Source organism: Sphingomonas plantiphila (assembly GCF_046000505.1).
GTDB classification, from domain to species: domain Bacteria; phylum Pseudomonadota; class Alphaproteobacteria; order Sphingomonadales; family Sphingomonadaceae; genus Sphingomonas; species Sphingomonas plantiphila.
This window is the reverse complement of the sequence record NZ_JBELQC010000002.1, coordinates 203,596-225,153: the sequence shown is the minus strand read 5'-3', so window position 1 is coordinate 225,153 and position 21,558 is coordinate 203,596. Positions and strand designations below refer to the sequence as shown.

The window sequence follows — 21,558 nt, the reverse complement described above, 5'->3', positions numbered from 1 at the left end:
TGCCGATGTTCGCGGGCGATCTCCAACGTGCAATCTGCACGCCACTGTGAAACTTCACGCGCCCGTGCAGTTTCTCACCGGCGCATGCCGATCAGCAGATCGTCGACCAGAAACTCCGTCATCTGCGCGCGCGACCAACCGGAATAGCGCGCCGCAATCGCCGAAGCGCGCGTCCGGATCTCGTCGCTTCGACCGATACGAGACAGCGCCTCCGCAACCGCATGGGCGCCCGCCGAGGCTGCCTGCGACCGAGCCACACCAGCGCGACACAGACGATAGGTGAGCAACAGGGATTCCAGCGTGTCGGGCAGCAACAACTGCGGCACGCCTGCACAAAGCATCACCGCCGACGCGCCATAGCCACCCCGCCCGACATAGAGCTCGGCCTGAAGCCCGACGACGGCCAGGTCGATCGGCTCCGCGCAATAGCTGATGTTGGCAGGCAGTTCCGCCGGCGGCGGTGTCGGCGAGTGCCAGAGCACGGGCCAGCGCAGCGCCCCCAGCGCATGCGCCACCGCCAAGTTCGCCGGACGGTCGAAGGGCAAGTACACCAGCGTCCGTGGCCCCTCGCCCGCCGGCCATTCGGGCCGCGCATGCGCCTCGATCCCGACCAGCGGCCCGTAATAAAAGCCGCAAGCGCCAGGTCCGTGATGATCGAGTTCCGGCCAGGCAAGCGAATGGAGCGACGCACCCCCCACCAGCTCGACGAGCCCGGCCAGCCGCGCCGCCCCGAAATACCGACAGACCTCACGAACCACCTGGTCCGCCGGAGCGGCCGCCGCCAGCGCATGCGCGTCATGCGACGCCCAGGGCAAGAGGCTCGCAGTCACGCTCCGCGCGCTCGGCGCCACGAAGCTGGAGCCAAGCCGCACCGCCGGCAGCCCGGCGACATGAGCCGCGAGCAGCGAAACCGGCGCGTGCTCCGCCATCAGCGCGTCCGGCCCGAACCGCTCGAACAGCGTCAGCCATTCACGGACCAGGGGGATCGCCGCTGCCGGATCGACAGCGCCCGCCGGCGCGATCACCTGGCCATAGGTCAGCGTCTCGCCGCGCGGCACCGGGCCGCAGTAGCGCGGACACGCCGTCACGACATCGAAGGCGTCCCGCTCCAGCCGCACCGCCGTGCCGGGCGTGCGCGCCGCGAGCGTCACATGATGGTTGCGCGTCCTCAGCGCGCGACAGATCGGTGCCAGCGTCGCCACATGCCCGTAGCCAAGCCCGAGTTCCCAGCTCGCCAAGATTCTCACCGCGTCCTCCGTCCGCGCTTAGAGACGAAGCGGCCCCGCGGTGCATGCCCCGTTCCTTCCCACCGATGTGAAATTCGACGCCGGTCGCGTGCCGGTCGGCTTTGATCGCAGACCTGCGGCACGCCAGCCAAAATCTCGCGAAGGCGGGGCTTTAGCGCGCAGGAGGGGCAGCGATGTATGTTGTCACGAATATCGCACCGCAGCGCGGTGTGCAGAGGAGCCGACGCGACAATCGCGCCGCAATCCTCGCCGCCGGACGCGTCCTGTCGGCGCGCCACGGCATAGCCGGGGTGACCTTCGACGATATCGCGCGCGAAACCGGTCTGACGCGCCGGACGATCTACAATCACTTCGCCAATATCGAGGATCTCTTCACCGCCGCGATGCGCGTCGCGATCGAGCAGCTGTGCCGGGACCTTCCGCCACCCCCTGCCCCGGATCAGCCGCTCGCGGCCCTCGAGCGCTACCTCGGCGAACTGCTCGCCTTTTTCGGTTCGGGCCAGTTCGCCGAAGTCCACCGCGCGCTGATCCGGCACGACGGAGCCCATCCCTCGCTCCAGCACAGCCTGAAAACCCAGGTGATCGAGCCGCTCCAGCACGGGCTGGCCGTCTGGCTCGGCGGTCACACGGTCGACGCCGCGGAGCGGATCGCTGCTGACATGGTCGTGCTCGCGCACGCCGTTGCTGAGAGCGCCCCCCTGCTCAACCGCCGGAAAGAGGGCAATCGCCATCATGCCCGATCGCTCGCCGGCGCGATCGCGCACATGCTCGTCGAATCTCCGGCGATAGGCCTCGACCGGGTCGCCTGACGCTCCGGTCTCACCCCGCCCTTGAAAAGGTCCGTTTCGTGTCCAATCCGTCCCGATTCCCCCCTTCGCCGACCACAGGCTGGGTCGCATCCGCGATCGCAAGCGCAGCCCTCGCCGTCGACGCATTGGTCATGATTGCCTGGCCGCAGACCTTCGCAGGCGCGCTGGCGCATATCGAATATCCCCCGCACCATCTGAGAGTGCTCGCGCTTATCCTTGCGGTCGGCATCTGTGCCTATCTCACCCGCAGATTCGCCACACTTGGCTGCGCGTTGCTGACCGCCTTTCTGGGCGGAGCGGTCGCGATGCACGCGCGTCTCGAGGAGGTGGTGTCGATACCGGTGCTGATCTGCTGCACGCTCGGCGCCCTGCTCTGGGCCGGCCTAGAGCTGCGGACGCGTGGCCCGGCCGGCAAGTAGCTGGACCAAGCGCCGTCCGCCACGGCGTCCGCCGCATCCAGGCATGCAAATCAACCGGATTAGAGGAAGCTTCCCATGAACTATCTGCACGGCGCCGTCGCGCTGCTCCTGGCCATGGCACCCGAAGCCGCAGCCCAACAAGCTCCTTCGCCCGACGCGGTGGTTCAGATGCGGCAATGGCGAACGCGTTGGGCGGTAGAGGCCGAAGTCGGCGGCAAAACCGGCCTGTACCTGTTCGATACCGGCGCCGGGATCACCCTCGTCTCCCCTGAAAGCGCCAAGCGGGCGGGCTGCGAGCCATGGGGTCGACTGACCGGCTACAACATGATGGGCACGCGTAGTCAGGGGCCGCATTGCGGCGAGACCATCCCGATCACCCTTGGCGGCATCGCAATGAAGCCGCCGATCCTTGGTCTCATCAACATGGGCGCGAACAATCCACGCGATGCCGATCTCGATGGGATTGTCGGGCTCAACCTGTTCGAAGGCCGCACGGTGACGCTCGATTTCGCCGCCGGCACGCTCACGCTTGAATCGGAAGCCAGCCGTGCGGCGCGGATCGCGAAGATGCGCCCGCTCCGCGTCCGGCTCAAGCGCGAGATCGACGGCGGCGCGCTGGCGGTGATGGTGGCCGTGCCATCGAAGAAAGGTACGCTGTGGTTCGAGCTGGACTCGGGCAATGGCGGCACCGTGCTCGCTTCCAAGCCGATTGCCGAACTGGTCGGCATGAATCCCACGCTTGAAGGCAAGCAGCCGGCCGATTTCGAAGTCATGGGTGACGTCCGCGCCGTGACGGGCGATGCCTTCACGCCCGACATGATCATGGACGGCAATCTGGGCATGCCGTTCCTGCGGAACTGGGTGGTGACATTCGATCTGGGCCGCGGGCTTGCCTGGATCGGCACCCCGCCGGTGCCGCCCAAGCCGGCGATCCCGCTCGACCAGGCGATCAAGAACTGATCTCCCCCTCCCGGCCGAGCTCGGGCGTTAGCCCGCACATCTCTGACGGTCCGAAGCTGGTTCGGGAGAGCGAGCGACGCTGGGGTCGACAAGACCGCTGCACCAGCCGGACCCGCCCATGCCCGGCGACCCGAAAAATTCGGGTACGATCAGTTCAGTCGACGCGCCATCTTACGGCGCGCTGGGCTTGAACTCCTGCTTGACCGCGCTGAGCAACGGGCTCCGGCCGTCGGGAAGGTAATCGTAATTGATCGCCCAGACGATCGTGCCCCCGACCCCGGTATCGCGCACCCAGGTCGCCTTTGCGGCGATGGAGGCTTCGTCTTCATAGGACAGGAAGCCGGCACGGTTGCGTTTCGATCCGGGCGGCGTGTAGCCGCCGTTCGCATAGCTGCGATAGCCGACCTTGGCGACATCGTCCCAATGATAGGTGCCGTTGGACAGGTAGCCCATGCGCACCAGCTCGGAATAGCGCAGGGCGACATCGTCGACCTCGAAGATGCGGTTGGCCTCTGTATTCTGGCGCGGTCCGGTAACGCCCGGGCCGAAATAGATGCCGAAAAAGCCGATGCCGATGCCGATACGGCTTCGCGGGACGCCCGTTCTTTCATAAGCCGCGACGGAGGTCGCCAGGTCGCGCGGCGTCTTGCCCGTCGCGCCGAAGATCGGGCTGCTGAACCAGGACAGCCAGCCATTGCCGCTCCAGGTCGTCCCGATGCCATAGCTCATCAGATTGTACTGATCGACCAGGTTGGCGATGTCCGCCTGCCACTGCTCGACTTTCCCATTGGGCTCCAGCTCGTTGATCGACACGGTATAGCCCGGGAACGTGATCAGCGCCGCGCGTCCTGCGCCCTGATAGCGCGGCCGCTTGGCAAGCTCGACACGCAGGTCTTTGATCAGCTGGATCGCGCGGCGCTTGGCCTCGACGCCGTCGACCGCGGGGGTCAGATGCTCACTCCCCTCGAAGCGGTCCTCCCAGTCCAGATCGAGCCCGTCATAATCGTGCGCGATCAGATAATCGGCCAGCTTGCGCACGAACCCCGGTCGTAGCGCGTCGGAGGTGGAGGCGATGAACCCATCGCCGTCGCCTGCCCCGCCGACCATCAGCAGCGCCTTGCGCCCGGCGTCGTGCGCGCGCTTGACCAGATAGTCCTCGACGCTGCGCACCCCGTCGGGCGATAGACCCGCCTGATGCGCGGTGCCCCCGCCCGGGACGACGTCGCCCGCCGCGCCGCCCAGCGTGCCACGACCCGGTGCCACGCGACCGAAGACGAGATGCGTGAATGCCGATGCGTCGACCTTCTCGGGCGGGTACATCGTGTCCCAGAACCAGCCGAGATAATAGGCCGTCACCCATGGCTTTGCAGCGGCCGGCAGCGTGACCGTCACGGTGGCGATGGCGGTTTTGGCCGGGTTCGCGTTGCTCGTGGCGACGACATGGAAAATGCCGGCAACGCCCGGTGCGACATAGGTGCCGTCCGCCGCGACCGTCCCGCCTCCCGATTCCTGGATCGACCAGGAACAGCCGGTGTCGCTGCTCCCCGTCACAGTACAGGCGAAGCGTTGGACGGCGTTGCTCGAAAGCGAAACGCTTGCGGGGGTGACTGCAATCGCGACCGTGGGCGTCGCGGACGGCGACGGCGTGGGCGTCGGGGTGGGCGTGGATACACTGCCACCGCCGCCGCTGTCGCATGCGGCGAGGACCAGAAGCGAAGCGAGACATGCGTGAGGTCGGATCATTCTGCACGCATGGATGCCCGCATGACCAGCCGACGAGGCCCCTGCGACGAAGGGCGACCGCGGGGCGACCAGGAAGTCAGGTGCTGCCGGTCAGCCGCGGGAGGACGCGCTTCGTGCGCCCCGGATCGGCCTTGGTCGCATTTAGATCGTCCACGCCGCGGCGTGCCATATCCGACCCGGCATGGAAAAGGCCAAGCAGGGACGCAAACCCTCCGACAGGGGGAGCCACACGCCAAGCACGCGGGCGCGCCAGGCCATTGCCGACGCGCTTTGCTCTGAAGTCTATCGTTGGCGCCAGCCGCAGGCCAAGGCTGCCGCCCGCCTCGGCATCCACCGTTCGAATCTGAACCGCCTCCTGCAAGGCAAGCTGTCCCGCTTTGCCTTGGGCAATCTGATCGACATGGCAGCCGTGGCGGGGATCGAGGTCGAGCTTGTCATTCGGGACCCGGCGCCCGAACCGGCTGCCGTTGGGATGCCGGCGTTGCCGCATTGTCGTTCGGTCGATCAGTCCCCGCGCAATCGGCTGAACCTGGCACGCGTCGACAGTCTCCCTGTCGGCACCGTCCCGCAGCATGGATAGCGCCCCTGCTTGACGCGATCGGCGCGCGATCTGTGCTTAAGGCCGGAGGTAGCGGGCTGAATCGCCAAGCTAAGCCGTTTTCGATATCGTCGCGTCGCGCTGTGCGGCACGATCGCCGATGCGTCAGTCCGCCCACCCGTCTGCAAGCGTCAACGCGGTATCGTCCCAGGTCGGAACCGCTTCGGCACGCATCGGGACCATGAAGCGCTTGCCGTCCGGCTTTTCGATCTCGATCACGTCGCCCGCGCCGAAATTCTCGACCGCGACGACGGTGCCGATCGGCTGCCCGCCTTGCGAAACGACGGGAAGGCCGAGCAGGTCGGCATGATAATATTCGCCCTCGCCCAAGGGCGGGAGCGCCGTGCGCGGGACGACAAGTTCCGTCCCACGCAGCGCCTCGGCGGCATTGCGGTCGGTCACCTCGGCAAAGCGCGCGATCGCGCCGTTATTTCCGGGCCGTACCGATTTGAGCGTCAACGCCCCGCCGTTCAGGTTGCGGTGCGCCGACAGATCGTCGGCAAACACCTTCAGGCGAACCTCCCCCGTCACGCCATGTGCGCCGATAACCACGGCGAGCGTGACGGGGCGGTCGAGATCCAAGGATCAGCCCTCGGCCTTTTCTTCGCCAGCCTCTTCGGACGGCGTGTCGCTGGTCGCCTCTTCGATCGCCTCGGCCGCGACTTCGACGGTCTCGGCCTGAGCCTCCTCGGCGGCGGGCTCTTCCGCCGGAGCGGCTTCGGCAGCGGCCTTCGCTTCGGCGGCGGCTTCCTCGGCGGCCTTCAGCTTCTCGGCCTTCTCCTCGGCGCGCTCGGTCGCCTTCTCGCCCGGCTTGCCCTTGTTCGGGTTGTTCTTCGCCGCACGCTCACGGACGCCGGCGGCGTCGAGGAAGCGGGCAACGCGGTCGGTCGGCTGCGCGCCGACGCTCAGCCAGTGCTTCGCGCGATCGCTGTCGAGCTTGATGCGCTCGTCCGAATCCTTGGCGAGCAGCGGGTTGTAGGTGCCGATCTTCTCGATGAACTTGCCGTCGCGGGGCGAGCGCGCATCGGCGATGACGATGCGGTAATAAGGGCGCTTCTTCGAACCGCCACGCGACAGACGCATGCTGAGTGCCATTGTTGATCTTCCTTCTAAAATTCAAAGTGTTGAAACGGTTACTTCTTCTTGTTCAAAAGCTTTGCGAGGTCGGGCGGGATGTCGCCGCCGCCGGGCATGCCGGGAAGCCCGCCGGGACCGCCGAGCTTGCCCATCATGTCCCCCATCTGCGGGCCGCCCAGCGCATTGCCGAGCCCGCCCATGCCACCCTTGCCGAGCATGCCCAGCATCCCCTTGAGCCCACCCATCTTTTTGATGCGCTTCATCGCGGTGGACATTTCCTGGTGCATCTTGAGCAGCTTGTTCACGTCCTGAACGGTCGTGCCCGAACCCTTGGCGATGCGGATCTTGCGCTTGGCATTGATCAGCTCGGGCTTGACGCGCTCCTTGGGCGTCATCGACGTGATCATCGCGTCCATGCGCAGCAGGATGCGTTCGTCGACCGCCCCCGAAGCCATCGCTTGCTGCGCTTTCTTCATCCCCGGGATCATCCCCGCCAGCGCACCGAGACCTCCCATCCTACGCATCTGCCCCAACTGGCTGCGCAGGTCGTTCATGTCGAACTGGCCCTTGGCCAGCCGCGCCGCCATCTTCTCGGCGTCTTCCTGCTCGATCGCCTGCGCAGCCTTTTCGACCAGCGAGACGACATCGCCCATGCCGAGGATGCGGCTGGCGACGCGGGTGGGGTGGAAGGGTTCGATTGCGTCGAGCTTTTCGCCGATACCGGCGTATTTAATCGGCTTTCCGGTGACTGCGCGCATCGAAAGCGCGGCGCCGCCGCGTGCGTCGCCGTCCATGCGGGTCAGTACGACGCCGGTGAGCGGAACCTGGTCGGAGAAGTTCTGCGCGACGTTGACCGCGTCCTGGCCGGTCAGCGAGTCGACGACGAGCAGGATTTCCTGCGGCTTCGAGATGTCGGCGACCGCCTTCATCTCGTCCATCAGCTGCTGGTCGACGTGCAGGCGACCCGCAGTATCGAGCATCAGCACGTCGAAGCCCTGCAGCTTCGCGGCCTGAAGCGCGCGCCGGGCGATGTCGACCGGCTGCTGCCCCGCGACGATCGGCAGCGTCGCGACCTCGGTCTGCGTGCCGAGCACCGCCAGCTGTTCCTGCGCGGCCGGGCGATTGACGTCGAGCGACGCCATCATCACCTTTTTGCCCTGCTTTTTCAGCAGCCTGGACAGCTTTGCCGTGGTCGTCGTCTTGCCCGACCCCTGCAGGCCGACCATCATCACGACCGCCGGCGGCGTAACATCGAGCTCCAGCTCGGCCGTATCGGGGCCGAGCATCGCCACGAGGGCGTCGTTGACGATCTTGACGACCTGCTGGCCCGGCGTGACCGACCGCAGCACCTGCTGGCCGACCGCCTGTTCGGTCACCTTGTCGACGAAGCTACGCGCGACCGGGAGCGCGACATCGGCTTCGAGCAGCGCGATGCGCACCTCGCGCATCGCGGTCCGCACATCGGCTTCGGTCAGCGCGCCACGGCCCTTCAGACGGTCGAATACGCCGCCAAGCCGCTCGCTCAGACTGTCAAACACTCGCTTCTCCCATTGTTCTCAAGTCCGAAACGCATAAAACGCCGGCGGACGAAACCTCGTCGGCCAGCGTTGCCCGGGGGCATATGTCGTCACGTTCCTGGGAACGATCGGGCGTCGCATAGCCGCAAGTGCAGATAAGTGCAACCGCCCCGTGCTTTAACCCCTTCTACACGGTCCCCATGAGATAGGAGCCGATCGATCGAGTGGGGAGCAATTTCGGCATGTCGCTGGGCGTTGAAGATGAAGACCGCAGCGGGAATGCATCGAACGGCTCGAACCTGATCACTGGCGCAATCAGCGTCGCCGCGATCCTGATGTTCGTCGGCACCGGCAGCTCGGTTCTTTCCAAGACGCTGCGCCACTATCTGGAAGGCGCGGCGCCTGCCGATCGCACTTTGGTGATCGCCCTGTTGCTCAACGTCGCGCTCATCCTGTTCGGCTGGCGGCGCCACCAGGGACTGACCAACGAGGTGCGGGTTCGCACCGCCGCGGAAGAGCGCGCGCAAATTCTGGCTAGTCGCGATCCGCTGACCGGATTCCTCAACCGGCGCAGTCTCGCCGAGGAGGGGGCGGCGATGTTCGTGCGTGCCCAGAAGCGGCGCAAGGCGATGGCGATGCTCATCATCGACCTCGACCATTTCAAGACGATCAACGACATGCACGGCCATGCCGTCGGCGACGCCCTTCTGCGCGCCGCGGCGGGCGAAATCGCGGGCGCGATGCCCCCCTATTCGCTCTCCGCGCGACTGGGCGGCGACGAATTCGCCTGCGCCTTCCTGTTCGATCCTGCGCAGCCCGACATGATCGAGCGGATTGCGGAAAAGCTGATCGCCCAGATGTCGCAACCGTTCGAGGCCGAAGGCCTGCGCCTGCACGTCAGCTGCTCGGTCGGGATCGCCCGATCGGATTTCGACTGCAGTTCGATCGACTCGCTGATGCGATCCGCCGATATCGCAATGTATGCGGCCAAGAAGGCAGGCCGGAACTGCTATGCCTGGTTCGACCTGTCGATGGAGCGCGAGTTGCAAACGCGCAACGAGCTCGAGAGCGGATTGCGTACCGCGATCCCGCGCGGCGAGATCGTCCCCTATTTCGAACAGCAGATCGACCTGCAGACCGGCCGCCTGATCGGATTCGAGGTGCTGGCGCGCTGGGAGCATCCGACACGCGGATTGATCAGCCCGGATCTGTTCATCCCGATCGCCGAAGAAACCGGCATGATTGCGGAGATGTCGCTGTCCCTGATGCAGCAGGCGTTCACCGCAGCCCGTGACTGGGACAGCGCGATCACGCTGTCGGTCAATATCTCGCCCTTCCAGCTGCGCGATGCGTGGCTGGCGCAGAAGATCATCAAGGTGATGACCGAGACCGGGTTCCCCGCGAGCCGACTGGAGATCGAGATCACCGAAAGTTCGTTGTTCGACAACCTCTCGCTCGCCCAGTCGATCGTCGGTAGCCTGAAGAACCAGGGCGCCCGGCTGGCCCTGGACGATTTCGGCACCGGCTATTCGTCGCTGGCCCATTTGCGCGCATTGCCGTTCGACCGGATCAAGATCGACAAGAGCTTCGTCATCTCGCTCAACGAGAGCGCCGATTCAGCCGCGATCGTCAACGCGATCGTCAGCCTGGGCGAAAGCCTCAACCTCCCCATCACCGCCGAGGGCGTCGAGGACGCAGCGATCGAGGCACGACTGAAGGCTCTGGGCTGCTCCAAGGCGCAGGGCTGGCACTATGGCAAGCCGCTGTCGGTCGCCGGCGCGCGCAGGTTGCTCGCGGAGCGCCGCATGCTGGTCCAACCGCCCCCTCCGCCGACCATGGAGGGCGAATTTCCTGCCGCGCGTCACGGGCGTCGGACGGGTTGACCGTCACCAGCCGGCGTCGGGACGCCTGAGATAGTCGCCTTCGGCGGGTGTCGACTCACGGCCCAGAACGGCGTTGCGGGTGGGAAAACGCCCGAACTGCTCGATCACGACTGCATGTTCCATCGCGAAGCGCAGATTTTCGGGACGGCCGAGCGCGGTGAATTTCTCAAGGCTCATCCGCTGCGCCTCGACAGTCTCGGCATGCATCAGCGGCATGTAGAGAAACGCTGCGCGCTCAGGCGCTAGGTCGTGGTCCCAACCCTTGCCGATCGCCTCCAGCGTCAGCGCGAGCGCGAGTGGATCGGCGGCATAGGCCTGCGGCGATCCGCGATGCATGTTGCGGCTGAACTGATCGAGCAGAATGACCGCCGCCAGCAACGTATCCGGAGCATCGCGCCAGCCTGCGGCACCGCTGGCCATCACGATGTCGTGGGCACGGCTGAACCGGCGAACGATTTCCGCGTCGAGTTCTGGATCTTTGGCGAATTGCTGTTCGGGCTCCACTTCATCGAACCAGAAGTCGAGCACCGATTTCGCGCATCCATGGACTTCGACCCCGCGCGTCTCTAGATCGCCACCCATGTCTTCCTCCGTCGCCGCACCCGAGGTTATCAGCCTGGGCTGCAGGCTCAACCTTGCCGAAAGCGAAACGATCCGCGCGCTGCTCGGCTCCCGCGATGTGGTCGTCGTGAACAGCTGCGCGGTCACCAACGAGGCGGTACGCCAAACGCGCCAGGCGATCCGCCGCGCCCGGCGCGCACGCCCCGAGGCGCAGCTCGTCGTAACAGGGTGCGCGGCACAGATCGATCCCGCGTCGTTCGGGAAGATGCCAGAAGTCGACCGGGTGATCGGCAATGCCGAGAAGCTCCTGCCGCGATCATGGGCGTCGGACGACGCGGCGCTGGTGCAGGACATCATGGCCGTGCGCCAGACGGCGCCGCATCTGGCCGCGAGCTTTTCCGCGCATGTGCGCGCGTTCGTCGAGGTGCAGAATGGCTGCGACCATCGCTGCACGTTCTGCGCCATCCCGTTCGGGCGCGGCAACAGCCGGTCGGTGCCGGCGGGCGCGGTGATCGAGCGGGTGCAGGCGCTGGTCGATGCGGGGCATCGCGAGATCGTACTGACTGGCGTCGACCTGACGAGTTATGGCCCCGATCTGCCCGGCGCCCCTACGCTCGGGCAATTGGTCGAACGCGTGCTCGCGCATACAGGCGTCGAACGGCTGCGGCTGTCCTCGCTCGACGGGATCGAGATCGACGACCGGTTGTTCGCGCTGCTGACGCAGGAGCGTCGCGTGCTTCCGCATGTCCATCTCTCGCTTCAGGCGGGGGACGACATGATCCTCAAGCGGATGAAGCGGCGGCATTCGCGGGCGCAATCGGTGGCGCTGGTCGAGCGGCTCAAGGCGGCGCGGCCGGGAATCGCGATCGGCGCCGACCTGATCGCCGGTTTTCCGACCGAGGATGAGGGCATGGCCGCGAACACGCTGGCACTGATCGACGATTGCGACATCGTCCATGCGCATATCTTTCCCTATAGCCCGCGTGAGGGAACGCCGGCGGCACGGATGCCGCAGGTTGCGCCGGGCGTGGCGAAGGCGCGCGCGGCGGCATTGCGCGAGCGGGCGGCGGCGCGGCGCGCGGACTGGTTGCGCGGCACGGTCGGGTCGACACAGCGCGTGCTGGTCGAGCGGCCGGGGGATCGCGGGCATGCGGAGAATTTCGCGGAGGTGCTGCTTCCGCAAAGTGAAATTGGATCGGTTCAACAGGTGAAGATCACGGACGTGCAGAACGGCAAATTGATCGGAGCGCAGGCATGAGCGGCCCCAGCTGGCGCGACCGTCTGCTCGGCGGGTTCAAAAAGACGTCGGACCGACTGGTCGGCAATCTGGCCGGGCTCGGTACCGGGCGGCTCGATGACGCGCAACTCGACGAGATCGAGGAGGCGCTGATCGCGTCCGACCTTGGCCCCGCCACCGCCGCGCGTATCCGCGCCCGGCTGGCCGACGAGCAGGTAGAGCGTGGCATGGAGGAGCTGGGCATCCGCCTGATCGTCGCCGAGGAGATCGAAAAGGTGCTGGCAAAGGTTGCCCAGCCGCTGATCACCGACAAGGCGCGACCGCAGGTGATGCTGGTGATCGGCGTCAACGGATCCGGCAAGACGACCACGATCGCCAAGCTGGCCGCGATCCTGAAGGATCAGGGGCTGAAGGTGATGGTCGCGGCGGGCGACACGTTTCGCGCGGCCGCGATCGGGCAGTTGCGGACCTGGGCCGAGCGGATCGGCGTGCCGATCGTGGCGGGCGCGGAGGGCGGCGACGCCGCGGGGCTGGCGCACGAAGCGCTGCGGCGGGCGACCGCGGAGGGGATCGACCTGCTGATCGTCGACACCGCCGGGCGCCTGCAGAACAAGCGCGAACTGATGGACGAACTCGCCAAGATCCGGCGCGTTCTGGGCAAACTCGACGCCGAGGCCCCGCACGATGTGTTGCTCGTGCTCGACGCGACCACCGGGCAGAACGCGCTCAACCAGATCGAGGTGTTCAAGGAAGTCGCAGGGGTCACCGGCATGGTAATGACCAAGCTCGACGGGACCGCGCGCGGCGGTGTCCTAGTCGCCGCCGCTGAGGCCTATGGGCTTCCCATCCATGCGATCGGCGTGGGCGAGAAGGTGGACGACCTGCGCGGCTTCGATCCCCGAGAAGTGTCGCGGATCATCGCCGGGGTGGAGGCGTTGACGCGAAGCTAGCCGCCTGCTCGTGGGCCCGCTCTCGCAGCAGACCATTACGTTCTTCGACAAGCCCGAGACGATTTGTAGAGTGATCGCATGACCGAATCCGCCTCCACGAAACCCGCCCCCTCCCCCGGCCTGCGCATGCTGATCGATTTCGGTCCGCTGGCCGTGTTCTTTGCGGTCAACAGCTTCATGGGCGGGCCGCAGCTCGCCCGCGTCCTGGCGGCGACGGCCGCGTTCATGGTCGCGATCTTCCTGGCGATGGGACTGTCGCTGTGGAAGACCAGGCATATTTCGCCGATGCTGTGGATTTCCGGCGTTCTGGTGCTGGTGTTCGGCGGCCTGACTTTGTGGTTTCACGACGAGACGTTCATCAAGATCAAGCCGACGCTGGTCTATTCGATGTTCGCCATCGTGCTGGCTTATGGTCTGATCACCAACAAGCCACTCCTCCAGATGCTGCTCGAAAGCGCCTATCCCGGCCTGACCGCGCGCGGATGGCGGCTGCTGACGATCAACTGGGCGGTGTTCTTCGCGGCGATGGCGGTGCTCAACGAGATTGTCTGGCGCACGCAGAGCTGGGATTTCTGGGTCGCGTTCAAGCTGTGGGGGGTCGTGCCGCTGACCTTGCTCTTCGCGATCGGCAACGTGCCGCTGCTGCTCCGCCACGGACTCAAGACCGACGGCGAGATCGTCGACAAAGCGCTGCCGCCCGAGGGGTGAGTCAAAACGGGCCGGAGTTTCCCCCGGCCCGTTTCTGCAATCGATGATCGGGAAGATCAGCCGGCCTGGTCGGCCCGGCTCACGCCTTCGCCGTCGAGGTTGGCGGCCACGAAGTCCCAGTCGATGATCTTGGTGATCGCTTCCAGATAGCCCGGACGCGCGTTGCGGTAATCGATGTAATAGGCGTGCTCCCACACGTCGATCGTCAGCAGCGGCTTGTAATCATAGACCACCGGCGTGTCGGCGTCGTGGAGCGAGGTCACCTTGATCTCGTCGCCGTCCAGGACCAGCCAGCCCCAGCCGTTCGAGAAGTGGCCGGTCGCTTCGGCGATGAGCTTCTTGACCAGCTCTTCCTTCGACCCGAAGCTCTTCTCGATCATCTCGGCGAGCTTGCCGCTCGGCTCCTTGGTTTCCGGGGTCAGGCCGAACCAGTAGAAGCTGTGGTTCCAGATCTGGGCGGAATTGTTGAACAGACCCTTGTCGCCGGTTTCCTTGGCGTGGCGGATCACCTCGACCAGCGACTTGCCCTCGAGCCCCTTGTCGGCGACGAAGCCGTTGGTCTTGTCGACATAGGCCTTGTGGTGCTTGCCATAGTGGAAATCGAGCGTCTCGGCCGAGATCGTCGGCGCCAGCGCGTCCTTCGCATAGGGGAGCGTCGGAAGTTCGAATGCCATGGGATTACCCTCCGTTTTCTGGCGATTGTTTCGGTTGCACGCCCGACTAACGCATGAGGGCGCGCTTTGCCGCACGAATTTTTCTTGTGACGCGATCGAAACGGGCGATCAGCCGCCTGCGTTGAGCAGTTCGTGGCGCTTGAGCGCGTGGCGGAGCTGATCGTAGCTCAGCCCCAGCGCCTCGGCGGTGGCGCGCTGGTTGTAGCGGTTTTCGGCGAGCGCGCGGCTCAGCAGCTCGCGCTCGAAGCGGCTGACGCGACTCTTGAAGTCGCCCGACAGGTCGTCCTCGCGCTGGGGGAGCGGGCCGGGTTCTTCGGTCGTGAGCTGGACCGGGGCGGCATTGCCGGGAATGCCGTGCGGCATCGGACGCGGGCGATAGGGCGAGGCGAAGGGGTCGATCTGGATCGAATCGACCGGCCCCGCGCGGTCCCAGCGATAGACGGCGCGCTCCACCACGTTGCGCAGCTCGCGGACATTGCCCGGCCAGTCGTGATCGGTGAGCGCGTCGAGCGCGGTCGGCCCGAAGCCTTCCCACTCGCGGGCCAGCTCCGACGACATGCGGCGCCCGAAAAATTCGGCGAGGACGAGGATGTCGCCTGCGCGCGCGCGCAGCGGCGGCAGCGTCACCACCTCGAACGACAGCCGGTCGAGCAGGTCGGCGCGGAACGTCCCCTGCGCGACACGATCGGGCAGATGCTCGTTGGTCGCCGCGACGATGCGGACGTCGACACGTAGCGGGCGCGACGCGCCGATCCGGGTGATCTCGCCATATTCGACGGCGCGGAGCAATCGGTCCTGCGCCGCCATGCTGAGCGTACCGAGCTCGTCGAGGAACAACGTGCCGCCATCGGCTTCCTCGAACCGGCCGGGCCGGCCCTTGGTCGCGCCGGTGAACGAGCCCGCCTCGTGGCCGAATAGTTCCGCCTCGATCAGCGTCTCTGGCAGCGCGGCGCAGTTCATGATGACGAGCGGCTGATCCCAGCGCGGCGAGAGACGATGGAGACGCTCGGCGACCAGCTCCTTGCCGGTTCCACGCTCGCCGATGACCAGCACCGGACGGTCTAGCGCAGCGGCGCGCGAGGCGTGCTCCAGCGCGTCGAGAAACGCCCCTGACTGGCCGACGACATGGGTAGTCCGTTCCATGTGCGAACTCTTGGTATATTTCCCCAACACTTGGCAAGTGCCGAGTTTGCAGCCTGCGCAATGATGCGCGGAAACCCGCAGAAATGCGCGACTTTTCAAGTTTGGCACGCCCCCTGCAATGTTCCCGACAAGCCGTGAAGGGCGGCGACCCAAACAAGAATCAAGGGACGGAAACAATGTACAAGGCCACCAACAGCTTTCGCACCACGCTCGCAGCCATCGCCTGCACGCTGGTCGTCAGCACCACCTGCCTCGCGAGTGTGATCGGCCCGGCCGCCACCGCGCCGCAGTCGGGGTCGGTTGCCGTCCGCGCCATCGCGTAAGCGATCCCGCCGGGCGGGTACCCCCTAGCCCGCCCGGCGGCACGAGTTTCAAGGAGCATGTTTCAGATGGGCATTTTCTCTCGCACCCGCGACATCATCGCCGCCAACGTCACCGACCTTCTCGACAAGGCGGAAGACCCGGCGAAGATGATCCGCATGATCATCCTCGAAATGGAGGAGACCCTGGTCGAGGTCCGCGCAAGCGCGGCCCGCACCATCGCCGACCAGAAGGAAATGCGCCGCCACATCGCCAAGCTGGAGAACCTGCAGGCGAGCTGGACCGAAAAGGCCGAGCTGGCGCTGAGCAAGAACCGCGAGGACCTGGCCAAGGCCGCGCTGGTCGAGCGCCAGAAGGCGTACGACATGTGCGACCAGCTGTCGGCGGAGATCGCCGTGCTCGACGATGCGCTGCGCGCGTCGGAAGAGGACATCTCGAAGCTGCAGACCAAGCTGCGCGACGCCCGTGCCCGCCAGAACGCGATCATGACGCGCCTCGAAAGCGCCAACAACCGCGTCCGGCTGCGCGAGATGACCCATGGGTCGAAGGTCAACGAGGCATTCAGCCGCTTCGACCTGCTCGAGCGCCGCGTCGATTTCGCCGAGGGCCGCGCCGATGCGCTGAGCCTGGGTGCGCCGAAGAAGACGCTCGAGGAGGAAATCTCCGAGCTGCAGTCGGCCGAGAAGGTCGACGCCGAGCTCGCCGCGCTCAAGGCACGCCTCAACAAGGAGGGCTGATCCGATGGAAGACATTCTGGTTCCGATCGGTGTCGTGGGCATGCTCTTCATCGGAATGCCCTGGGTCATCCTCCACTATGTAACGAAGTGGAAGCAGGCCAAGACGCTGACCGGGGAGGACGAGAACCTTCTCGACGAACTCCACTACACCGCCCGTCGGCTGGAAGACCGCCTGATGACCATCGAACGGATCATCGCCGCCGACAATCCCGAGTTCCGCCTGCGGGGCAATGATCTGCCCCCGGTCCGCGAACTCCCCGACTTCGAACGCGCACGGAGGAACTGAGATGTCTGTCAGCCGCACGCAACTGTACCGCGACAAGGTCAATGGCAAATGGCTCGGGATCTGTGAGGGTCTGGGCGAATATACCGGGGTCGACCCGCTGTGGATCCGCCTGGGCTTCCTCGTTCTGTTCTTCGCCACCTTCCCGCTGATGTTCTTCGTCTATATCGGCCTGGCGATGGTCGTCTCGCAGAAGCCCATGGGCCTCTACGACTCGCAGGAAGACGCGAAATTCTGGCAGGGCGTGCGGGCCAATCCGCGCCGCTCGACCCAGGAAGTCCGCTCCAAGCTGCGCGATATCGACCGCCGCATGGCCGACATCGAAACCTTCTACACGAGCCGCAACACGCAGCTCGCCGACGAGATCGAGCGCCTGCGCTGAGCGCGCGCCGATCGACTGAACAGGGAGACACGACATGAACTGGGGTGGACCGGGCTTCGTCATCGCGATCATTGCGATCTCGACCTTCGGATGGCTCGCATCGACCTGGATCCGCGCGAAGCACGGATACCCGATCGAGAATGAATGGATGGGGATGGCCGAAAAGGAAGACCCCAAGGCCGAGCGCAAGATCGAATTGCTGACCAACGAGAACGAGCGGCTGAACGGCCAGGTCAGCCGGCTGGAGGAGCGGATCGCGGTGCTCGAACGCATCGCCACCGACCCCGCCGAGCGGACCGCCCGCGAAATCGACAGCCTGCGCTGAACCGAAGGACGAGAGACATGGAAAAACTGCAATTCTTCAGCGCACTGGCCCCCACGATCGCGATCGTCGGCGTGGCCGGAATGATCGGCTGGATGTTCACCACCTGGCTCCGCATCAAGAACGGCTACCCGCTCGACGGGGCCTGGGGCCAGGCGGTCTATCCCAAGACCGACCAGGAAATGGCCGAACGGATCAAGCTGATCAGCCAGGAGAATGCGCAGCTGCGCGCCGAGCTGGGATCGGTCAAGGATCGCCTCGCCAATGTCGAACGCATCGTGACCGACAGCAGCCATGCACTGGATCGCGAGATCGAATCGCTGCGGATCGCCAAGAACTGAGGGCCGACCGATGGACAGAACCGTTCTGGTACTCGGATTTTTCATGATCGTCGTGGGCATCCCCGTCATTGCCGGCATCGGCTCCGACATGTTCCGCCGCTGGCTGAAGCATAAGGAAAAGATGGCCGAAGCGCTCAACAACCAGACTGCGGAAAAGGCGGCGCAATATGCCGCCCATACCGAGCGGCTGGAACAGCGGGTGCGGGTGCTGGAGCGGATCGCGACCGACAAGGGAACCGATCTTGCCGACGAAATCGAACGGCTGCGCGACGACCGGCCGGTGAACTGAACCGAATTTGTGAGGGAGTAGAAGCAATGTTGATCGGATTTTTCGCGGTGCTGGGCGTGATCGGCGCGATCGGCGTCACGATGACCGAGATGCGCGACCGCCCCGTCCGCCGCGCCGAGCGGCAGGCGAACCAGGCCGCCCAGGCAGCCGAATAGGAAGATTGTGCCACGCCGTGGCACGCACGATAGAGGGAGGCATTGATGGACTGGGCACCCATGGTCGTCGCGATCGTACTGATCGTCACCGTAGGGAATATCGTTCGCGCGAAAATGGGCATCCGCCGCGATCGCCACGGCAACGAGCATTTCGCGAACGATCGCGCCGCAGGGGCCGAAGCCCGGCGCCTCCAGGACGAAATCCGCACGCTCAAGGACCGCATCGCGGTGCTGGAGCGCGTGATCACCGACAACCATTCGAGCGTCAGCCTCGATCGCGAGATCGAAAAGCTGCGCGACGACCGCAACTGAACCCTGGCCCACGCCGGAGGAGGATGTGATGAGCGACCCCAATTTCTACATGGTCATGGCCACCGCCACGCTTGCCGGCATCGGCATGGTCACCGCAGCGGGCCTTGCCGGATGGCGCGGCTGGCTCTCGCTCAAGCGCCAGGAACTGAGCCTGACGCATCAGAGCGAAACGAGCCACTCCGCGCCGAGCAATGCCGGCGCGCGGATCGAGATCGCCGATCTCAAGGAACGGATCCGCAAGCTCGAGGCGATCGCCGCCGGCGTCGACCTCTGATCCGAAACGCAGACCGGTCCGGGGTTGGGAGGCTCCACCGATCTGCGTCGGGAGCGGCTGCTGCAGACGCCGCTCCCGCTCCAGCCCTCAGGGCTAGTGCGAACCGCCGATGCACTTTGCCGCCAATGTTCGGGGTGACGCGACCGGCCGACGCCGCTAAGGGGCGCGGCCATGGCCACGCTAACCGACCTTGCCGACGATTATGAATTTCTCGACGCCGATGATCGCTATCGGCTCCTGATCGATCTCGGCAAGGCGCTCGAGCCGATGCCCGACGCGCTCAAGACCGATGCGACACTGGTGCGCGGCTGTTCGGCGGCGGTGTGGGTCTATCCGATGGCGGGTGACGACGGCACGCTGCATTTCCTCGCGGACAGCAATGCAGCGATCACCAAGGGGATCATCGCGCTCGTCCTGCTCACCGTGCAGGACCGCACGCCCGCCGAAATCAGCGCCATCGATATCGAAGCTGCGCTGGCTCCGTTCGACCTGCGCAACCAGCTGAGTTCGAACCGGACCCAGGGCATTCCCAACATGATCGCATTGATCCGCGCGACGGCCGAGCGCTACGCGCGATGAGCCGCGAAGCCGGTCGGCTTTATCGCACGATCTGGCGGTGGCATTTCTACGCCGGACTGTTCGTAGTCCCGTTCATCGTGATGCTTGCGCTGACCGGCGCGATCTACCTGTTCAAGCCCCAGCTCGATGCCTGGCAGGAACGCGACTGGCGCGGCTTGCCCGTCGCGGGCGCGGTAACGCCCGATCTTCAGCGCGACGCTGCGCTGGCCGCGGTGCCGGGGGCGACCTTTCACAACTATCGCATTCCGCAGTCCGCTGGCGATGCCGCCGTCATCCATGTCGGCCTTGCCGATGGATCGATGCGCGACGTCGCGGTATCGCCGCGGGGCCGCGTGATCGCGATCCAGGACCCCGAAGCGCGGATCGCCGCGACCGTTTCGCGCATTCACGGCGCGCTTCTGCTCGGAAGCTGGGGCGGCTTGCTCGTCGAAACCGCGGCGAGCTGGGCGATCCTGCTGATCCTGTCGGGCCTGTATCTCTGGTGGCCCCGCGGGCGGGGTCTCGCGGGGGTGTTGTGGCCCCGCCTCGCCGCACGCGGGCGGATCGTGTGGCGCGACCTGCACGCGGTGACCGGGTTCTGGGTTTCGGGCCTGGCGCTGATCCTGCTCCTCTCCGGCCTGCCGTGAACCGACGGCTGGGCAACGGCGTTTCGCGCCGTCCGCGCCGAGCTCGGCTGGATACAGGGCCCGCAGGAATGGAAAGGCGGCGTCGACGTCCATGGCGAGCACGATCACGATGCGATGATGCGCGCGGCGACGACCCCGCACCCCCCCGGCAAATCGCTGACCGAAATGGTGGTACGCGCCCGCGCGCAGCATGTCCCCGCCCCCGCCATCCTGTCGCCCCCGGGTGCCCCCGTGCGGTTCGGTCCGCCCAACGGCACGATGTGGAAGCTGTCGAGCGAGACGCAAAACCGGCCCATTGCCCGCACGGTGACGTTCGACCCGTCGACCGGCGCGGTGACCGGGCGCAGCGGCTTTGCCGACAAGCATGTGGTGGACCGCGCGATCGGCTACGGCATCGCGTGGCACGAGGGGCAGCTGTTCGGCTGGATCAATCAGCTGGTCGGAGTGCTGACCGCGATGGGCCTGATCACGCTGGCGATCAGCGGCGCGGTGCTGTGGTGGCGTCGACGCCCCGGCGGATCGCTCGGCGCCCCGCCACGGCCGGAGACTGCGCGGTTGCGCGTCGTCGGCGCGTTGACGGTGCTTCTTGCCGCGCTGCTGCCGATGCTCGCCGTGTCGCTGATCGCGCTGTTCGTCTTCGACCGGCTGTTGCTGCCGCGCTGGCCCGCGGCGGCGCGGTGGCTGAACCGAACCCGCCCGGCCTGAGACACTACACGACCGGGCGGGCGGCTTTCCGCCGATGCACTAAGATACGGGAGACACATCGGCGGGACCGCGCACGGACCGGGAAGCTCCGTGCGCGGAGGGGCTCGATCAGGGCATCAGCACCGTGTCGACGACATGGATGACGCCGTTCTTCTGCATCACGTCGGCGATCGTGATCTTCGACGTGCCACCCTTGGCGTCGGTGACGATCCACCCGCCCATGCCCTTGGACAGGGTGATTTGCTCACCCTGTACGGTCTTGAGCATGATCTTTCCGCCATTGGCTTTGGCCTTCGCGGCGATCTGCGCGGCTGTCATCGTGCCGGGGACCACGTGATAGGTCAGGACGGCGGTCAGCGTGTCCTTGTTCTCCGGCTTGAGCAGCGTGTCGACGGTGCCCGCGGGCAGCTTCGCGAACGCCGCGTTGGTCGGCGCAAAGACCGTGAACGGTCCCGGCGACTTGAGCGTATCGACCAGGCCGGCGGCCTTGACCGCGGCGACGAGCGTCGTGTGATCCTTGGACTGGACGGCGTTGTCGACAATGTCCTTCGTCGGATACATCGCCGCGCCGCCGACCATCGGGTTTTCGGGGGCGGCAGCGATCGTGCCGGTCGCGGCGAGCGCGACGCCGGCCAGAGCGACTGTGAAGTACGAGGCGCGGAATTTCATGTGATTTTCCTCCTGCGTTTGGTTCATCGATTGGCTC

General features: G+C 66.0%; 30 protein-coding genes. 21 read left to right on the top strand and 9 right to left on the bottom strand.

Translation table 11 applies throughout. The features are described from left to right. Positions 1 to 74: 74 nt before the first annotated feature. Positions 75 to 1,247, bottom strand: a complete 1,173-nt coding sequence (locus ABS767_RS13265; protein ID WP_408079118.1) for a glycosyltransferase — start codon at positions 1,245 to 1,247, stop codon at positions 75 to 77. Positions 1,248 to 1,420: 173 nt separating this feature from the next. On the opposite strand from ABS767_RS13265, the gene ABS767_RS13260 reads away from it, so the two are divergent. The 3 genes from ABS767_RS13260 to ABS767_RS13250 all read left to right on the top strand — a co-directional run bounded on the left by ABS767_RS13260 (position 1,421) and on the right by ABS767_RS13250 (position 3,435). Further along, entirely contained in the window at positions 1,421 to 2,056 is a 636-nt protein-coding gene (locus ABS767_RS13260) for a TetR/AcrR family transcriptional regulator (protein WP_408079116.1), read from the top strand. A 38-nt stretch (positions 2,057 to 2,094) separates the two neighbouring features. Next, a complete protein-coding gene (locus tag ABS767_RS13255; protein ID WP_408079112.1) occupies positions 2,095 to 2,475 on the top strand; it encodes a DoxX family protein in 381 nt (126 codons plus the stop codon). A gap of 75 nt (positions 2,476 to 2,550) precedes the next feature. Beyond that, the gene (locus ABS767_RS13250; protein ID WP_408079110.1) at positions 2,551 to 3,435 is read left to right on the top strand and encodes an aspartyl protease family protein; all 885 of its coding nucleotides are present in this window, start codon (positions 2,551 to 2,553) and stop codon (positions 3,433 to 3,435) included. Positions 3,436 to 3,606: 171 nt separating this feature from the next. On the opposite strand, the gene ABS767_RS13245 is transcribed toward ABS767_RS13250, so the two are convergent. Continuing rightward, complete coding sequence (locus ABS767_RS13245) at positions 3,607 to 4,986, bottom strand: glycosyl hydrolase family 18 protein (RefSeq protein ID WP_408079108.1); 1,380 nt, start codon at positions 4,984 to 4,986, stop codon at positions 3,607 to 3,609. Between the two features lie 373 nt (positions 4,987 to 5,359). Between ABS767_RS13245 and ABS767_RS13240 the strand changes: the two genes are divergently transcribed. After that, positions 5,360 to 5,758 carry an XRE family transcriptional regulator gene (locus tag ABS767_RS13240; RefSeq protein ID WP_408079106.1) on the top strand — a complete coding sequence of 133 codons (399 nt, stop codon included), beginning with the start codon at positions 5,360 to 5,362 and terminating at the stop codon, positions 5,756 to 5,758. Between the two features lie 123 nt (positions 5,759 to 5,881). On the opposite strand, the gene rimM is transcribed toward ABS767_RS13240, so the two are convergent. From rimM to ffh, 3 genes are read right to left on the bottom strand one after another with little or no spacing between them, the layout of a single operon-like run. Continuing rightward, entirely contained in the window at positions 5,882 to 6,358 is a 477-nt protein-coding gene (rimM, locus tag ABS767_RS13235; protein WP_408079104.1) for a ribosome maturation factor RimM, read from the bottom strand. Positions 6,359 to 6,361: 3 nt separating this feature from the next. Next, positions 6,362 to 6,871 (bottom strand): 30S ribosomal protein S16, encoded by a 510-nt coding sequence (gene rpsP, locus ABS767_RS13230; RefSeq protein WP_408079102.1) that lies wholly within the window; start codon positions 6,869 to 6,871, stop codon positions 6,362 to 6,364. 38 nt (positions 6,872 to 6,909) lie between these two features. Next, on the bottom strand, positions 6,910 to 8,391 hold the full coding sequence (gene ffh / locus ABS767_RS13225) for a signal recognition particle protein (protein WP_408079100.1): 1,482 nt from the start codon (positions 8,389 to 8,391) through the stop codon (positions 6,910 to 6,912). Positions 8,392 to 8,612: 221 nt separating this feature from the next. Here ffh and ABS767_RS13220 point away from each other — a divergent pair, with 221 nt between their 5' ends. Continuing rightward, positions 8,613 to 10,253 carry a putative bifunctional diguanylate cyclase/phosphodiesterase gene (locus tag ABS767_RS13220; protein ID WP_408079098.1) on the top strand — a complete coding sequence of 547 codons (1,641 nt, stop codon included), beginning with the start codon at positions 8,613 to 8,615 and terminating at the stop codon, positions 10,251 to 10,253. A 3-nt stretch (positions 10,254 to 10,256) separates the two neighbouring features. Here the strand turns inward: ABS767_RS13220 and ABS767_RS13215 are convergent, their stop codons facing one another. Continuing rightward, entirely contained in the window at positions 10,257 to 10,835 is a 579-nt protein-coding gene (locus ABS767_RS13215; RefSeq protein WP_408079096.1) for a DUF924 family protein, read from the bottom strand. Between ABS767_RS13215 and mtaB the strand changes: the two genes are divergently transcribed. The 3 genes from mtaB to ABS767_RS13200 all read left to right on the top strand — a co-directional run bounded on the left by mtaB (position 10,834) and on the right by ABS767_RS13200 (position 13,709). Continuing rightward, positions 10,834 to 12,072 (top strand): tRNA (N(6)-L-threonylcarbamoyladenosine(37)-C(2))-methylthiotransferase MtaB, encoded by a 1,239-nt coding sequence (gene mtaB, locus ABS767_RS13210; RefSeq protein WP_408079094.1) that lies wholly within the window; start codon positions 10,834 to 10,836, stop codon positions 12,070 to 12,072. The genes ABS767_RS13215 and mtaB overlap by 2 nt on opposite strands. Continuing rightward, positions 12,069 to 13,001, top strand: a complete 933-nt coding sequence (gene ftsY, locus ABS767_RS13205; RefSeq protein WP_408079092.1) for a signal recognition particle-docking protein FtsY — start codon at positions 12,069 to 12,071, stop codon at positions 12,999 to 13,001. Before mtaB ends, ftsY begins: the two co-directional genes overlap by 4 nt. Before the next feature lie 78 nt (positions 13,002 to 13,079). Further along, a complete protein-coding gene (locus ABS767_RS13200; RefSeq protein ID WP_408079090.1) occupies positions 13,080 to 13,709 on the top strand; it encodes a septation protein A in 630 nt (209 codons plus the stop codon). Positions 13,710 to 13,765: 56 nt separating this feature from the next. On the opposite strand, the gene ABS767_RS13195 is transcribed toward ABS767_RS13200, so the two are convergent. Both ABS767_RS13195 and pspF read right to left on the bottom strand, forming a co-directional pair. After that, the gene (locus tag ABS767_RS13195) at positions 13,766 to 14,383 is read right to left on the bottom strand and encodes a superoxide dismutase (protein ID WP_408079088.1); all 618 of its coding nucleotides are present in this window, start codon (positions 14,381 to 14,383) and stop codon (positions 13,766 to 13,768) included. A 108-nt stretch (positions 14,384 to 14,491) separates the two neighbouring features. Then, entirely contained in the window at positions 14,492 to 15,526 is a 1,035-nt protein-coding gene (gene pspF, locus ABS767_RS13190; RefSeq protein WP_408079086.1) for a phage shock protein operon transcriptional activator, read from the bottom strand. Positions 15,527 to 15,702: 176 nt separating this feature from the next. On the opposite strand from pspF, the gene ABS767_RS13185 reads away from it, so the two are divergent. From ABS767_RS13185 to ABS767_RS13125, 13 genes are all read left to right on the top strand, one after another. Beyond that, the gene (locus tag ABS767_RS13185; protein ID WP_408079084.1) at positions 15,703 to 15,849 is read left to right on the top strand and encodes a hypothetical protein; all 147 of its coding nucleotides are present in this window, start codon (positions 15,703 to 15,705) and stop codon (positions 15,847 to 15,849) included. A 66-nt stretch (positions 15,850 to 15,915) separates the two neighbouring features. Then, complete coding sequence (gene pspA / locus ABS767_RS13180; protein ID WP_408079082.1) at positions 15,916 to 16,584, top strand: phage shock protein PspA; 669 nt, start codon at positions 15,916 to 15,918, stop codon at positions 16,582 to 16,584. 4 nt (positions 16,585 to 16,588) lie between these two features. Further along, positions 16,589 to 16,870: an envelope stress response membrane protein PspB gene (gene pspB, locus ABS767_RS13175; protein ID WP_408079080.1), complete on the top strand. Its 282-nt coding sequence runs from the start codon at positions 16,589 to 16,591 to the stop codon at positions 16,868 to 16,870. A 1-nt stretch (position 16,871) separates the two neighbouring features. Then, positions 16,872 to 17,249 carry an envelope stress response membrane protein PspC gene (gene pspC, locus ABS767_RS13170; RefSeq protein WP_408079078.1) on the top strand — a complete coding sequence of 126 codons (378 nt, stop codon included), beginning with the start codon at positions 16,872 to 16,874 and terminating at the stop codon, positions 17,247 to 17,249. Positions 17,250 to 17,283: 34 nt separating this feature from the next. Next, on the top strand, positions 17,284 to 17,574 hold the full coding sequence (locus ABS767_RS13165) for a hypothetical protein (protein WP_408079076.1): 291 nt from the start codon (positions 17,284 to 17,286) through the stop codon (positions 17,572 to 17,574). A 17-nt stretch (positions 17,575 to 17,591) separates the two neighbouring features. Continuing rightward, complete coding sequence (locus ABS767_RS13160) at positions 17,592 to 17,912, top strand: hypothetical protein (protein ID WP_408079074.1); 321 nt, start codon at positions 17,592 to 17,594, stop codon at positions 17,910 to 17,912. Between the two features lie 10 nt (positions 17,913 to 17,922). Further along, positions 17,923 to 18,201, top strand: coding sequence for a hypothetical protein (locus ABS767_RS13155; RefSeq protein WP_408079072.1), 279 nt, complete (start codon positions 17,923 to 17,925; stop codon positions 18,199 to 18,201). Positions 18,202 to 18,227: 26 nt separating this feature from the next. Beyond that, positions 18,228 to 18,356: a hypothetical protein gene (locus ABS767_RS13150; RefSeq protein WP_408079071.1), complete on the top strand. Its 129-nt coding sequence runs from the start codon at positions 18,228 to 18,230 to the stop codon at positions 18,354 to 18,356. Positions 18,357 to 18,401: 45 nt separating this feature from the next. Beyond that, the gene (locus tag ABS767_RS13145) at positions 18,402 to 18,668 is read left to right on the top strand and encodes a hypothetical protein (protein WP_408079069.1); all 267 of its coding nucleotides are present in this window, start codon (positions 18,402 to 18,404) and stop codon (positions 18,666 to 18,668) included. A 28-nt stretch (positions 18,669 to 18,696) separates the two neighbouring features. Then, entirely contained in the window at positions 18,697 to 18,942 is a 246-nt protein-coding gene (locus tag ABS767_RS13140) for a hypothetical protein (RefSeq protein WP_408079067.1), read from the top strand. 171 nt (positions 18,943 to 19,113) lie between these two features. Then, the gene (locus ABS767_RS13135; protein ID WP_408079065.1) at positions 19,114 to 19,521 is read left to right on the top strand and encodes a SufE family protein; all 408 of its coding nucleotides are present in this window, start codon (positions 19,114 to 19,116) and stop codon (positions 19,519 to 19,521) included. Next, complete coding sequence (locus tag ABS767_RS13130; protein WP_408079063.1) at positions 19,518 to 20,147, top strand: PepSY-associated TM helix domain-containing protein; 630 nt, start codon at positions 19,518 to 19,520, stop codon at positions 20,145 to 20,147. Before ABS767_RS13135 ends, ABS767_RS13130 begins: the two co-directional genes overlap by 4 nt. 117 nt (positions 20,148 to 20,264) lie before the next feature. Beyond that, a complete protein-coding gene (locus tag ABS767_RS13125) occupies positions 20,265 to 20,852 on the top strand; it encodes a PepSY domain-containing protein (RefSeq protein ID WP_408079061.1) in 588 nt (195 codons plus the stop codon). A gap of 108 nt (positions 20,853 to 20,960) precedes the next feature. On the opposite strand, the gene ABS767_RS13120 is transcribed toward ABS767_RS13125, so the two are convergent. Then, positions 20,961 to 21,521: a fasciclin domain-containing protein gene (locus tag ABS767_RS13120; protein ID WP_408079059.1), complete on the bottom strand. Its 561-nt coding sequence runs from the start codon at positions 21,519 to 21,521 to the stop codon at positions 20,961 to 20,963. Positions 21,522 to 21,558: the final 37 nt, after the last annotated feature.